Here is a 13,116-nt window from a genome sequence, read left to right as displayed (position 1 = left end):
GACCCGTCACAACCCCAGTCCTCGCTTCCTAGCAAAGCTCCAATCAACTCCACCACCGTCTCTCACTACGCCACTGATATGCTGGCCGATCCGCTGGTCGAGCGCCGGCTGCCAGGGCACAAGCTGGAACCCGATGCCGTCATCGAGCATTGCGAAACGTCCGCTGGCGAGATTGACGCTACCCTTGAGTGATCCACTGACATATTCCCCCGACTGGCTCGGCCTATAGGGCAGACCCCGCTCCGCCGCCATCTGCCGGCCGACGCGGTCGATCTCGGTTCGCTCCAGTCGCTCCAGCAGATCTTTGGGCGCGCGGATGCTGCCATTATCGAGACGCACGGCTTGTCCCTGATCGACAAGGCTTTGGCGGCGGCGGTCCAATGCCTCGCTGACCTCCCGCCCAAAGCCCGCTTGCGCGAGTGGCGTGCGGTTGCGTGAGACCAGCTCCCGGTCAAGCCACGTCGCGCCGTCGCTGCTGATTTGTCTGTTGAGGTCGAAGGTGGACAGCGTTCGGACGGCAAAATCCTTGGCCCTGTCTCTGGCATCATAGGCCATGCCACGTTCGGGAAGATCACCGGGGACCTTCCAGTGATCGGCATCGATCCGCTCGACATGACCGGCACGGCGTAGTGCCTCGAGACGGCGAACGTGGGAACGGATGAAGGCGTCGGGATCACCGCCGATCTTTTCGATCTTTGCCCTTGCCTGCTCAAGATGATCGCTTGGCCGGTAAATGCCGTCGTTGTTGGCGGCAAGATCACGGATGTTGATGTCCGATGCCCTGGGCTCGGTCTTAAGCGGGATCGGGTCGAGTGAGATGATGTGGCCGCACTGCAGATCGTCGAGCCGGCCGATATCTCCTGTCTCGACATAATGGGTGCGTCCGTCCACACCATCAATGACCAGATGCAGCCGATCGCTCATCTCGTCGCCTGCCAGACCCTTTGCCAGGACCCGACCGACGATTGGCTCGGTGATGCTTTTGCCGTGGGTGATGTAATCGCGGGCACCACGCTCCTCGGCAAGGCCGTGATCCTCCAGTGCCCGGTGCATGGTCTTGATGATATCGCCACGCTCACCCAGCGCACGCAGCGTCTGCTCCGCTTCATCGCGGATGGTCCATCGTCCGGTGTCGATCTCGTCGGTCAAGCCATACCGCTCCAGGCGCTTCGCCCGGTCGATCAGGAGCGATCGATTGGACCGGACTGTGTAGCTGTCGGAATCATCGGGACGAAGGTCGATGATGCCCTGTTCCCGGCACTCCGCGATCAACATCCTGTCGAGCCGGGTCAGGCGTTCGGCCTCGACCTCATGGCGCAGTTTTGCCGCGACCTCCAACTCGCTCTGCTGGCCCAGTTCCAGCGTCACCAGGGCCTCGGCTCGATTGCGGACCCCGTGGGCAATATAGTCGCCGGCAATGTTGAGGATGCGGCCATCCTCCAGCACACCCCGGACGATGACATGGGTATGGGGATGACCGGTATTGTAGTGATCGACAGCGATCCAATCCAGCCGGGTATCCAGATCGCCTTCAACCTGCTTCAGGAGATCGCGGGTAAACGATCGCATGTCAGCCATGTCGGCAGCATCTTCGGGCGCAACGATGAACCGGAACTGATGGCGGTCATCGCGTCCGCGCTGGACGAACGCCTTTCCATCGGCCTCATCCTCGATTGCCGAATAGACCCTGCCCTTCTCTCCGTCCTTGGTGACACCATCGCGTTCCAGATAGCGCAGATGTGCATCGACTGCCTTGGCCGAAGTCGAGCGGAATTTCGAGCCACGCGACTGCCCCCGTTGTGGGGCAAGCTTTACCACCCGTGCCTTGACCACCACACGCCGTGAACGGAACCGGGTACCACTGCCATCGCGCGTCCATCCTCCACCGTCTTTCGCAAACGACGGCGCAAGTCTCGCGCCACGGCCTCGGGCATTGAAGCGCCCGCTCCCCTGTCCCGTCGCCCCACCGATCCGGTTGGGGTTTCTGCCGGCCTTGCGCACGGCGATCTTCACCTGGGTGATGAACGGTTTCGAGTGCAGGCTGGCGGAACCGCCCCGGCTCTTCGGGCGGCCCGGTTTGATGCGGAAACTGTCGTCGTCACGGTCGGCCATATCGGCACGTTCGGCGCCCGTCCCAGGCCTGACAAGCGGCAAATTGCCGTCATCGCAGGCGGGCGTAAAAACACTTGCAGCCACGTAGATCGGCGTAGCGCACCTCGCAGCAGGTGACCGCTATCCTCACGGCGCACCAAGAAAATCAGCGGGGTATAAAATTCATCTCACATCGCGGATCGCGAGGCTTCCCCGTTTTCCGGCACGGAAAACAATGTGCAGACAACATCTTACGAGCGTAGCTCGGGCGAACCATCGGTTCGCTTTATCTTGCCGTACTTCCCTCCCCCAGTTCCCCTCCTAACCCACTGCTCCCTGAAAGACCTAAATTCCAGCGCTCCGTATGGACAAAACCTCCGGCCTGTCAGGCATCGGCAGATACATTAGATCAATTTCGACCCAGAGACGTGGCAGGCTGCGCGCAACGGTGTTGATCGCCGTTTTCAAACCATGCAGAGTTTGAAACCATCAAAATATCCTTGATGGGATTGAGCATATCTGACGCTATTCAAACTATAGGTGTTCAGCGCCCGCCCCTGGCGGGCGCAAATTTCCCCCCGACAGAAAGGAAACCGCCGCTTACGCGGCGGCTCCTTCCTTGGTGTCCGCAACGCTTTGCAGACCGTGCAGGAAATCGGCGGCGCGCTGCGCATGGGCGGCGGCGCTGAAGATTGCACGCTTGTCTTCCTTGAGCACTTTGAGCCAACCCTGAATATAAGCCGCATGGTCCGCGCCGGGCTCCGGCGTCAATTCCAAGTCAGCGCACAGAAAGGCTGCGCCAAGCTCGGCAACCAGTTCCTCGCGGGCGTATCCTTCATCGCCCCACTTTTTGCGCCCAAACTCCCGGTCAAGGCGGTTCGTGTGTTTTGTCCAGTGGGTGAGTTCATGCGCCAGCGTCGCATAGTAGGCCTCGGGCGCGTGAAAGCTCTCGAAACAGGGCATTTGCACATGATCGCTCGTGCCACTGTAATAGGCCTGATTGCCGCCATGACGAATATCGGCACGGGTCGCCGAAAAGAACCCTTCGGCGTGTTCGATCCGCATGGCCGGATCAATCACGGGTTCGGGCCTCGCATAATATCGCTCGGGCAGCCCTTCGATTTGCTCGGCGTTGAAAACCGTATAGGCTTTCAAGAACGGAATATGCCGCTCTTCCTCGCCGCCGTCGTCCTGTTCCTCGGTCCTGGTGATAGTGTTCGCATAGACAACCATATTGCCACGTTCGCCCTTGCACACATGCGCGCCAAGCTCTCTGGCCTGTTTGAAGGTCATCCAATAGGGCGAGCAAAAACCAGCCTCAATGGCCGCACCCCACAGCATCAGAACATTGATGCCGCTATAGGCCAGTCCGTTATGCCGTAGTGGTCTGGTGATCCGTCCCTCCATATTGCCAGCACTCCAAGGCTTCAGCCAGGTCAGCTCGCCCTTTTCCAGATCGGCGATAATCTTATCGGTCACTTGGCTGTAAACATCGTTCTTCATGTCCCTTTTCCTTTGATCGGGTTGCGCATGCAACCGATCTGCCCCTCTGGCGAAGAGAGGGGGGAAACCGTCCAGACCAAAAGCGTCCGGGGTGGTGCGGGCGCAGGCGAACGCCGAGCCACGGCCCGGATGCTTTTGCCCGAAGGGCTTGGTCTTGACGGAGGAGGGGGCTGCAAGCCCCCAAACAGACAGAAGAAAGATCGCAGGGCTCCGCAATGAGCCGTGCTCAGCAAACGGGCCGCATAAGCGGCCCATCAAACGCAAGGGATGGATGCCGAATGCCGGAGACGACAGGCTCGGCTCACGACAGTCCGGTCCGCAGGATGCCTCTGGTTACCGGAAGCACACCATTCTGGGCAACTTGTCCCGCGCCATGTGAATGTCATGGCCAACTCTGCGCAACTCACCTCGGCCTCTATCCGAGGGATAGACCGCTGCAGGCCATTCAACTGTTAAGACGCCTGTTCGGTGATCCTCTGCAGCGATCCAGCCCGGCTTGAGATGACCTTGCGTATTGCATTCAGGATGGGGTGCCTGATCCCCTCGTCAGCCAATTCTGCAACAAGGGTGTCGGCCTCGCTCACAACCCTTTCCGCCATTTGGGCAAGATCGCGAACAAGGATGCGCTGAGAAGATTTGGTGTCGGGCACCAATGTCTTCCAATGCTTCAGCTGGATCGTGTCGGGGACATCGCGGCCGCCAATCTTCATGGCGAGCCTCTTTGACAAACGGGGATAGACGGCCGTGCAAACGACATCATAGATCGGTGCCAGATCCGGTGCATCGGAGCCGTAAAGCAGGGCGTAGTTCTTGCCGTGAGCATCGGCGTTGCCCACGAGATAGTGGAAGATGAGCATTCGGATGAACTGCAACCGATCCGCGACGGGTCTGGCACAGGCCTGATCGATCAGCCCGAGAGATCGTTCTGTTCCAGGTCCGCCCTCAGCCTCATACTTCAGTTCCGGCGGCACGCTAAGGGCCTGGCAGAAGTCTTCCTGATGCAGGCGCTCGATGTTGCCATCTGCAGCCTTCGTCCGATCATAACGTTCAACCAGGAGAAAGGCAGTCGCCCCGTCTAGGCGTATCTCGACATGGGGAACCGACAGCTTGAGGCGGGCAGCCAGCCGCATGCAAAAATACTCGTTCTCCACGGTGCCTTCCAGCGCCTGGATCACCGGTTTCAAGATATGGGTCGTTGGTCGACCATCTCTCGCCAAGGCAATGGATTCTCCATCGACAATGACCGCCAGTTTGTCCTGCGCGCCGGCGAGCGACAGACGAATGCCCTCATCTCCACCAAGCAGAGGCCGGGTCCGCAGCCTGCTAAGAATTTCGTCCAGACGTTCTGAGGTGAGAATTTCCGCTTGGGACTGGCCGGGAGGTTCGGGTGCCGTGCCCGTGGGATAGAGTGACAAGGCACCTGCGCATTCGCCCCCGATAACTTCCAGCAGCCCGAAGGCGTTGCCTGCCGAAAGGCCGAGCGCGCCAGCGAGGCGTTGCCGCGCGCCTTCGTCCGGCAAGAGACCGGAGAAAAACGGGCGCACCACCCGATCACCAAAGGGTTCTTCTTGCAGGGGCATCGAGAACGAGATCGCACGCGATCGTTGGTCCAGGAGATACGCGCCATCATAGGCAAAAGTCAGCAGGCCGTCGTCAAGCCGGCCGAGTACGCCCGCCTTGGTGTCGCGAAAATAGACGTCTAATACGCGGGTCATGATCGCAAATTCTGGCGACGCCCGACCGACACAATAAGGCCAAGACCGGCCAAGACTTGCATCGCACGGCCAATCTGGCAGCTCTCTTTGCCAGCCTCGAGTTCACGCAGAAACCGTACGCCCACACCAATCACTCCGGCGAGTTGCTCCTGGGTTAACCCTTGCTGTTTGCGCTCCTGACGGATCAGCATGCCGAGGCTTTTCGTATCTTTGATCTTTTCCATAATCACCCCTATCGGGATGATTATATCACCAAACGGCACAAAGAGAAGCCAAAAGAACCGATCGGGATGATTCTAGGTCTAATGGCGCCAACGGACCGAAATAGAACCGATCGGGATGACTCTACAACTCCGCAGGACTACCTTAATCTTTACTGCTTGAAACAGTTCTCACGGTGCCATCTCAGGAACTGGGGATGTGGCCGCTCGAAGACCCTGCCAGGCACAATCGCCCTCCCTGTCTTGTTGAGGAGGCCCTGAATGCTGCCAGGATCGTTTGCCTGACGCGAGATGAGGATTTCAAGATCATCCGAGAGGCCAATCAGACCGCGGTCAAACATCCAGTGCGCGGTACCCGAAAGCGCAATCCCGTTGGAAAGAATGTCAGGTCCACTTGCTTCCACCGGGCGAATATGAGCGGCATCAACCTCCGCTCGGCCGCCGCCATTGATGAGCTTCAACCCCGTGATGGCGCATCGTTTGTCATAGGCGTGAAGAACGAGCCGACGAAACAGTCGATTTCGAACGATCCGCGACGAGAGTTGCGTGACCCGGTCGCGCTCTTGCTCGAACATGAACGGCGCTTGAGCTTCATCTGCAAATCCAGCGACCGCATGCGTCACTCCCGGCTCATCCAGTCGAGGCAGTTCAGGCTCATGGTCGTCGATGCCGATCGATACGATGCGGTTGAAATCTGCTGCGGATATAGGCCGGACTGCGGCCTGTGCTCTGCCGGAAATGCGGCCCTCTTCGTTCAGCACACCTCGTTCTATGACACCGTCTGGTCCACTGAACGGAACGGGATTGATGAAGTCGAGATAGCTACCGTGTTCGATCAGTGCCAGATACATGCCGGGCGCCTTCGGATCAGGAATGACCTGTTCAACCTTGGCGACAGCAAAATAGCCGCGGGTCGCGGCGACCTTCCGAGGCTCGTAGTAGACGATCCAGTCACCGACACATGCCTGGACACGACCGAGATACTGGCCTGGGAACTGGTATTGTTCGGCCGGGCTGTCGTCGTAAATCGAATCTGATCGGTGAATGAAAACTCCGAATCCCATCCGCAACCTTTAGCATGAGGCTCTGGATGCTTCATTTGAAATCTAAGTCTAAGCTTGGCCCCAAATGCTCGCATCTGCGGCAAAACCATTTGTTAAATTTCCACTCCTATTCCCGCCCGCCCTCGGCACCGTTGCCGAGAGAATTGGAATAAGGACATGGCGAAACACGATATTTCATCTCATCACTTCCAACAGAAAATCTCGGATTTCTGCGAGGTGCGCATTGCGCCAATCGCCTCAAAGCGGGTGTTAGAAAGCATTCGGCCCTATCTCATAGGTCTCGTCATACACCGCCGGCCACCGCCGATCGTGAATGGCCGTATGGACTGGACGGCTATTGGCGAGGCATGCGGGATTGAGGGCGAATTGACAGCGGAGTTGAAGAAGCAGCTGCGTCCAGGTTTGGACGCGATTATCCGCTGGCTCGGAGCGCCACCTGTTGCCGAGCACAGCCGGTCCACAAAACCACGTGCGAAATCGAAGAATACCGCTCCGCGCAAGTCCGACACAACCACGCGTTCCAGGCCGCGACAGATCCTCTCCGACAAGACCCCGGCTCCATCTTCGTCCATGCCAAGGGGGTCACAACCGAAACCGATTAGTCCGTTTCCTGAACCATTGTTCGAAGCAACCGATGATCCGGCCAGCTTCCACGATGCACTCGTTTATCAGATGCGCCGGTTCGGCGAGAGCTACTGGCAGCTTTACCGAGCCGTCGTTCGCTTGGGCGAGACTTTCGATGACAAGACGCTGCTGTCATGGGTTCAGGGCGAGCGTGTGCCGCGATCTTTGACGAGCTTCGAGATCCTGTCCCGCATCGAGCGGCGTTATCGACTGGCGCAAGGTTACTTCAAGGCGAAGTTGCCGCATCAATACCGCTCCCTTTACGGCCATGATTTGGGTGACATCAGCGCGGCCGAGCGGCGGCGCCTTGCATGGCATCTTCCGGACGATTTCAGCAGCCTGCCGTTCTCCAAGCGGGAGGAAATCATCGAATGGGTGCGCAGGGTCATCATCTCGGGCTCAACCGACTATCGTCGCTACCAGGCGGCGGCGACCAAACAACGTTATGCAATACGGTTTCCGGGGATCACCTATGGCGGAGGCACCTTGTCTCCGCGGCCACAAATGAACCCGGACAGCACGAGCCACAATCCCGAAGCCGTAGAAGATCCTGATCTCCTGTCAGGCGTCGTCGATGCGCCACCGCGGCTGGCTATGGAGATGGCCGATCTGATCCGCTTCAAGACATCGACGCTGACCGCAATCGGCTTACAACGAAACGGAGTTTGGGGAGAGGAAACCGCATCCCAGAAGGTCGAGCATCTCGGCCTCATGTTCGGGGCGCTCGCCGCCTCGCCTGCCGGGGTTGTCAAAGGGCGCGGCGTCCCGCTGAGCCAACTGACTTTTGGCCTGCTGATCTTCCCAGGTGTGTGGGATTGGTACCTGCAATGGCGCGAGCAGCGCCGTGGCTTCTATACCAAGTGGGAAGAAGACATGTTGATGGTAGCAATGGCGCTGACCCGTGCCGAAGTCGGCTGGATACGACAGCATCCGGAATTATTGAAGAAGGTTCAGCCAATCGACGGGCTGATCGCTCCGGAGGAAATTGAGTTTGCGACGCGCGATTGGCACGGCGCCTGCGATGCATTCCACCGGCACGCCGCCAATCGCTCGAAGGAAATCCAGCGGGTCATGCGTGTCCATCGCGATCCATTCGAGCCGATCATGGTGGTCCTTGAGGCCGACAGCCCACTGTTGGAATACCGCAAGATCACAGATGAGATACTGAAGCGCATGCCTGATGAAGATCGTTATCCTCGAGCAGCAGCCGAAGCGGTCCGCTCTTTCCTTTTGCTTCGCTTGGGTCTTCATCTTGGGCTTCGACAAAAGAACCTTCGCCAACTTCGCTTGTGCCCGCGCGGGCATTTTCCGACATCTGAGCGACGGCTGGAAGACATGAAATGCGGCGAACTGCGCTGGAGCGATCGAGAAACCGGATGGGAGGTGCTCATCCCTTCGGTCGCCTTCAAGAACTCAGGCTCATCATTCTTCGGACAAAAGCCGTTCCGGCTGATCCTGCCGGATCTGCTCGACCTCTACAAATATCTTGAGGCCTATATCGATCGCCATCGCGGTGTGCTGCTTGGTTCGGCAAAGGATCCCGGCACCCTGTTCGTCAAGACGGTGAAGACAACCAGTCTGGACGCGGCATACGATTCCACCAAATTCTATGAAGCCTGGCGAACCGTGATCCAACGCTATGGCATCTACAACCCCTATACCGGCCGCGGCGCCATCAAGGGATTGCTACCGCACGGACCGCATAACCTTCGGGATATTCTGGCAACGCATATCCTCAAGCAGACCGGATCATACGAGCAGGCTAGCTACGCCATTCAGGACACGCCGGATGTCGTTCAGCAGCACTACGGTCGCTTTCTACCGCAGGACAAAGCTGCACTTGCGGCGAAAATCCTCAATCAAGTTTGGGAAGCTGCATAGCCGGTCCATACAGGCAGATACGGAAACAATCTCCGCCATCTGCCTGTCCGCCAGTCGTCTTCGCCTTGAGGGATATGAACCGTTGACCCCTTAGGGCAATTGACACTAAGGCACTGAATATATCTGATATGTTCTTTGTTTCTTACAGGTAGTTATAATGACCCGCGATGAATACGAGCGCGATATTTGTGCGAGGAGCGAAACCGCATCCTTTGTAAACATCAAGGGCGATTCGGGGTTCGACGGGTGGGAGCCGAAGATCGGCGGTTGCCACGACAACGTCGATCATTGGGTGAAATACCACACCGGGCATACAGGGGTTCGAGGATGGATAGCGTGCATGAGCGGCGGACCCGATCACATAGTTTATACAGCGCACTCGGTAGTACGCGACCAGGACGGTGAACTCTTCGATATTACACCCCTCTACAACAACGACGAACCGCGCGGGCGGTTCATCACACATGCCGGGGATGAGGCGACGTTTCTGGCAATGAGAATAGGGAGCATGATCAATATCAGATGCCAGGGCAATTGTCCCGAGCCGCCGTTCCATCCTATGTTGGCGTTGCAACGATATGAACCGGAGCCCGAGGAAGGGCTATGAAGTCGCGTTGCGCGACGGCTTTCTCGCCCGCTCAATCGCAGATCTTAACTGCTCGACGGTCAGGCATGGAGTGGACGTATGCACCATTCGGTGACAGTTTGAGCAGAGCACCGCAAAGTCATTGACGGATGTCGGTTCGCTGATCCCATCACGCGCGGAAAGTGGGTTGATGTGATGGGCCTCGATGAAGCCATTGCCTATTGATCCATAGACCTTCCCGAAATCGAAACCACATCCTCGACATACAGGCCCATAAAGCGCTTTTGCGACCAGCACTATTGCACGGTTCCGTTTGATAACTTCAGCTTCGCGACGAAAACGCTCGCCCTCCTGGACCTCGAACTGTTTCAAATCTTCGTCGTCATCGAGATCGGGCTCGTATTTAAGCTCTTCAGCTGAATCGATCATCTGAAAACCGTCCGCGTCTCGCTTGATAGTCCTTATTTCAAATCCGAGCGCCATTAATCCGGGCTCAGCATCTTTGTACCCAAAGTCTCTGTGGTGAACTGCCGGATTGTGGGACGCAGCCCACAGCGCTTTCATGGGAATGAGTTGCCGCTCGTACTTGACGTACTTGGATTTGGGCATGGAGCCGTTAGTATACTTTTCGAGGAAGGCGTTTGTCCCCACTCGAATGAATTCCTCGATTGAGGCAATGATGCTATCGTATGTTGGTTTCTCGGCAAGTTCTCTGCTCGCGGAGTTCTTCAAGTTCACAATGTCGGTGAACCCAAGTTTAGGTAAACCTTTCAGCGCTTCGCGATAATCAAGCTTGCTCGGGTTGGCCGCGGGGCGGTGCGACGCTACCCATAGCGCCTTCATCGGGTATTCCCGCTTATTCCAACTTAGCACGTAGGTCGTTGGATGATGACCTTTTTCATACTTAATTAGAAAGGCTTCCAAGCCGATCTGATCGAATTCGGCGATTGTCTCTATAACAGTTTCAGTTGTCGGCTTCACTCAATTCTCCATAACCAAAGCTGCAAGCAGACCAAGTTTCAATCGACCGTCTAACGCATTGCATTCTCACGTCAAATTACAGGTTCTGGTGCCAAATAGAACGATGGCTAAACTGGCGTTTCTGACGGATCGGCCGAGGCTTTACACTCGGCCGACACCAATTCGGCCGTGCTATAATTCTGCAACTTCGGCTTGGCCGGCGGCTTGACGAAGTGGTCGGATGAACGTTTTCAGCCACGCTCTGGCAATTCGGCGGTCTAACTTTTCACGCAGGTCATCATGTTCTTCAAACCAACTTTGAAGCAAGTTTGCGACATGCTCTCGGTAGTTTCCCTGTCCACGTCCGTATGGATCCTCACAGGCATCCCATAGGATCTGATCCCCACTCAGCGCAGCCTTATAAACTGCGATTGCATGATGCCGTGAAGCATCTACGAAATCCGCTTCCCATTGATTTGCGTTTTCTAGCAGTTCCGCGAGGAACCCGTGCGTGCTCTCTAGCTCAGGATCGGCAATGCGGGATGCGATGACTTCGATGAGGCCATCCAAAACTTTCCTGGACCTTACTTTTGCGACAGCGGCTGCGCCGTCGCCGACACGCTGAAATACGTTGAAATTCCAAAACTCTCCAGCGCGCGTGGTAGCTGCCCAGACGGTGCGCGCATGCAAGCTTCGAACAGCGGAAATCAACCGTTCATGAGCGGGACGAGGCGGCGTGATGAGTCGTTCATGACGTTCTGCAAAACGGACAAGATCATTGTTGACAAGCTCCAGAGCAGCAAGTGCCTGCTGCTGCTCAAGGTTCTCGAACATTTTGTCAATGGCAGAGATCGTCGCCTTTCCAGCATCAATCTGGGTGCGGCGGACTGCCGCGATTCGATCTAGTACAAAATCTGTGAGAAGCTGCGGATCATCCTGGCCAGCATCATAGACAAACGCTTTCACGCCCATGAGGCCGATTTTTTGTAAGGCTGTCTCGATCTGACCCTGCTTTATGTCATAGCCCTCTTCGACATCTTCCGCAGCCTCGCCGGAATCATGCCGCATTGACATGGCATCGCCAGGCCGAGCCAACGCTACGATAGCGGTTCGTGCAAACAGCGTGGGATCAGAGTCGGTCTCTCGCACGTGCTGTAGGAGGTCTTGGGAGGTCGGATCGGGAGCACTGCCCCACTTTGAGCACAGCAGCGTGATCGCGCGCTGGTTCTTCATATGGCCGATGATGTCTGATCGGATGGCGGTTCCGTCGACCCCTCTGGTATCAACAAGGGTGACCGACAGCTGTTGATCGGGGACCAACGGGAATGGCACGGTTACCGTAATTTTTGTCGGCAGTGTGAATTCTTCGTGCCGCCCGTTGTTGATGGCGGTGAAAGTATTCTTGAGCCATTGCCGTCCTTCTCGAGGATCCGACCCGTCGAACTCAATCACTCGCCGACTGCGACGCCACAGACTGAGCCGACTCGCGAATTCCGCTGTAAATTCTTCAAGGTCAGCGTATTGGTTCGAAAGCTCAACACCTGGATCCGGCGCAGCAGGGATTCCTTTCCGCGCGGCCTTGGGCCGCGGTAGCTGTGCCATGTTACGCACGGCACGTTCAACCTCTTCCGAAGGCTTGAAGTCCGCTTGCCCAGTGGCCGTTTCACCAACCACTTTCTCGCGAATGCCGCGGCATACTTCACTTACCAGCTTGTACACTTCTTCGTCCGGAACAGGATCGACAGTCAGCGCATAGCGATCTCCTGTCTCAACCCGAACATCGCAGAGCGTCGTTCTTCCGCCTCCCGTATCGAGGAGAAGGCCTTTAAGGTCTGATGCCGATTGACTATCGATCACTAATCCAGCTTGGCGGCAGGCAGCGGTTGTCTTTCCTGCGCCGATTTCGCCGACGTAAACGATCTCATGACTGAGTTCGAACAAAAACCGACCCACGTCGTCCAAGCGCGATAGAAAAAGCTCGGCTTGACCAGCCAGAACTTTCGGCACCTCACCGTCCGCCAGAAAAGTCCTCAAGCGATCAAGAGCTGTCTCAATCTCCATCAAAGGCTCAATATCGGGGTGGCGGAGGGAGGGTGTCAGAAGGTTTCTCCAGTTAAACTGCAACATAGTTGCTAGCTTTTCAGCTTCCTCAGTGCCAATCGCCGCTAGGTAGAGGAGCGCATCGTCGATGGCCCCCTCACCCGCCTCTAGACGAGAGATCCGCGTCTGGTTCCCACTCATCGCGACGGCGATATCTTTTTGTGTCTTCTTTGCCGCGTCCCGGGCTTGGGCAAGCATTTCGCCAATCTCTCTATTCATCTCGCAATCTCCACAATTCAATCCGTTGCTGAATATATTCATTGAATGTCTGAATTTGTCAATGGCAAATTGAAAAGAGACGGCGACGGCCTACGCCAATATTGAGCGCAAGGGACCGACGCCTAAAAAGCTGTTAAAAAACCGACAGTTGC

At 56.9% G+C, this 13,116-nt stretch carries 9 protein-coding genes; 2 read left to right on the top strand and 7 right to left on the bottom strand.

What is annotated here, in order from left to right; genetic code table 11:
- Window positions 1–6: 6 nt before the first annotated feature.
- From ABCW43_RS14330 to ABCW43_RS14310, 5 genes are all read right to left on the bottom strand, one after another.
- Window positions 7–2,112, bottom strand: a complete 2,106-nt coding sequence (locus tag ABCW43_RS14330) for a DUF3363 domain-containing protein (RefSeq protein WP_345925536.1) — start codon at window positions 2,110–2,112, stop codon at window positions 7–9.
- A 579-nt stretch (window positions 2,113–2,691) separates the two neighbouring features.
- Window positions 2,692–3,594 carry an ArdC family protein gene (locus ABCW43_RS14325; RefSeq protein WP_345925534.1) on the bottom strand — a complete coding sequence of 301 codons (903 nt, stop codon included), beginning with the start codon at window positions 3,592–3,594 and terminating at the stop codon, window positions 2,692–2,694.
- Between the two features lie 452 nt (window positions 3,595–4,046).
- Window positions 4,047–5,309 (bottom strand): type II toxin-antitoxin system HipA family toxin, encoded by a 1,263-nt coding sequence (locus ABCW43_RS14320; RefSeq protein WP_345925532.1) that lies wholly within the window; start codon window positions 5,307–5,309, stop codon window positions 4,047–4,049.
- Entirely contained in the window at window positions 5,306–5,533 is a 228-nt protein-coding gene (locus ABCW43_RS14315; RefSeq protein ID WP_345925530.1) for a helix-turn-helix domain-containing protein, read from the bottom strand. Before ABCW43_RS14315 ends, ABCW43_RS14320 begins: the two co-directional genes overlap by 4 nt.
- 149 nt (window positions 5,534–5,682) lie before the next feature.
- Entirely contained in the window at window positions 5,683–6,594 is a 912-nt protein-coding gene (locus tag ABCW43_RS14310; RefSeq protein WP_345925528.1) for an HNH endonuclease, read from the bottom strand.
- 156 nt (window positions 6,595–6,750) lie between these two features.
- On the opposite strand from ABCW43_RS14310, the gene ABCW43_RS14305 reads away from it, so the two are divergent.
- Both ABCW43_RS14305 and ABCW43_RS14300 read left to right on the top strand, forming a co-directional pair.
- A complete protein-coding gene (locus ABCW43_RS14305; protein ID WP_345925526.1) occupies window positions 6,751–9,099 on the top strand; it encodes a hypothetical protein in 2,349 nt (782 codons plus the stop codon).
- A 157-nt stretch (window positions 9,100–9,256) separates the two neighbouring features.
- Entirely contained in the window at window positions 9,257–9,706 is a 450-nt protein-coding gene (locus tag ABCW43_RS14300; protein ID WP_345925524.1) for a hypothetical protein, read from the top strand.
- Here ABCW43_RS14300 and ABCW43_RS14295 read toward each other — a convergent pair.
- Window positions 9,701–10,666 carry an HNH endonuclease gene (locus ABCW43_RS14295; RefSeq protein ID WP_345925522.1) on the bottom strand — a complete coding sequence of 322 codons (966 nt, stop codon included), beginning with the start codon at window positions 10,664–10,666 and terminating at the stop codon, window positions 9,701–9,703. The genes ABCW43_RS14300 and ABCW43_RS14295 overlap by 6 nt on opposite strands.
- A gap of 171 nt (window positions 10,667–10,837) precedes the next feature.
- Window positions 10,838–12,964, bottom strand: coding sequence for a helix-turn-helix domain-containing protein (locus ABCW43_RS14290; RefSeq protein ID WP_345925520.1), 2,127 nt, complete (start codon window positions 12,962–12,964; stop codon window positions 10,838–10,840).
- Between the last annotated feature and the right edge of the window lie 152 nt (window positions 12,965–13,116).

This window comes from Neorhizobium tunisiense, from assembly GCF_039631515.1.
Lineage (GTDB): Bacteria > Pseudomonadota > Alphaproteobacteria > Rhizobiales > Rhizobiaceae > Neorhizobium.
Note: the sequence above shows the minus strand (reverse complement) of the source record. Positions and strands in the feature narration are given on the sequence as shown.

Excerpts from the sequence above, each read along its gene's own strand:
- ABCW43_RS14330 (WP_345925536.1), bottom strand. The coding sequence starts at position 2,112 with ATGGCCGACCGTGACGACGACAGTTTCCGCATCAAACCGGGCCGCCCG.
- ABCW43_RS14300 (WP_345925524.1), top strand. The coding sequence starts at position 9,257 with ATGACCCGCGATGAATACGAGCGCGATATTTGTGCGAGGAGCGAAACC.
- ABCW43_RS14320 (WP_345925532.1), bottom strand. The coding sequence starts at position 5,309 with ATGACCCGCGTATTAGACGTCTATTTTCGCGACACCAAGGCGGGCGTA.
- ABCW43_RS14305 (WP_345925526.1), top strand. The coding sequence starts at position 6,751 with ATGGCGAAACACGATATTTCATCTCATCACTTCCAACAGAAAATCTCG.
- ABCW43_RS14315 (WP_345925530.1), bottom strand. The coding sequence starts at position 5,533 with ATGGAAAAGATCAAAGATACGAAAAGCCTCGGCATGCTGATCCGTCAG.
- ABCW43_RS14310 (WP_345925528.1), bottom strand. The coding sequence starts at position 6,594 with ATGGGATTCGGAGTTTTCATTCACCGATCAGATTCGATTTACGACGAC.
- ABCW43_RS14325 (WP_345925534.1), bottom strand. The coding sequence starts at position 3,594 with ATGAAGAACGATGTTTACAGCCAAGTGACCGATAAGATTATCGCCGAT.
- ABCW43_RS14290 (WP_345925520.1), bottom strand. The coding sequence starts at position 12,964 with ATGAATAGAGAGATTGGCGAAATGCTTGCCCAAGCCCGGGACGCGGCA.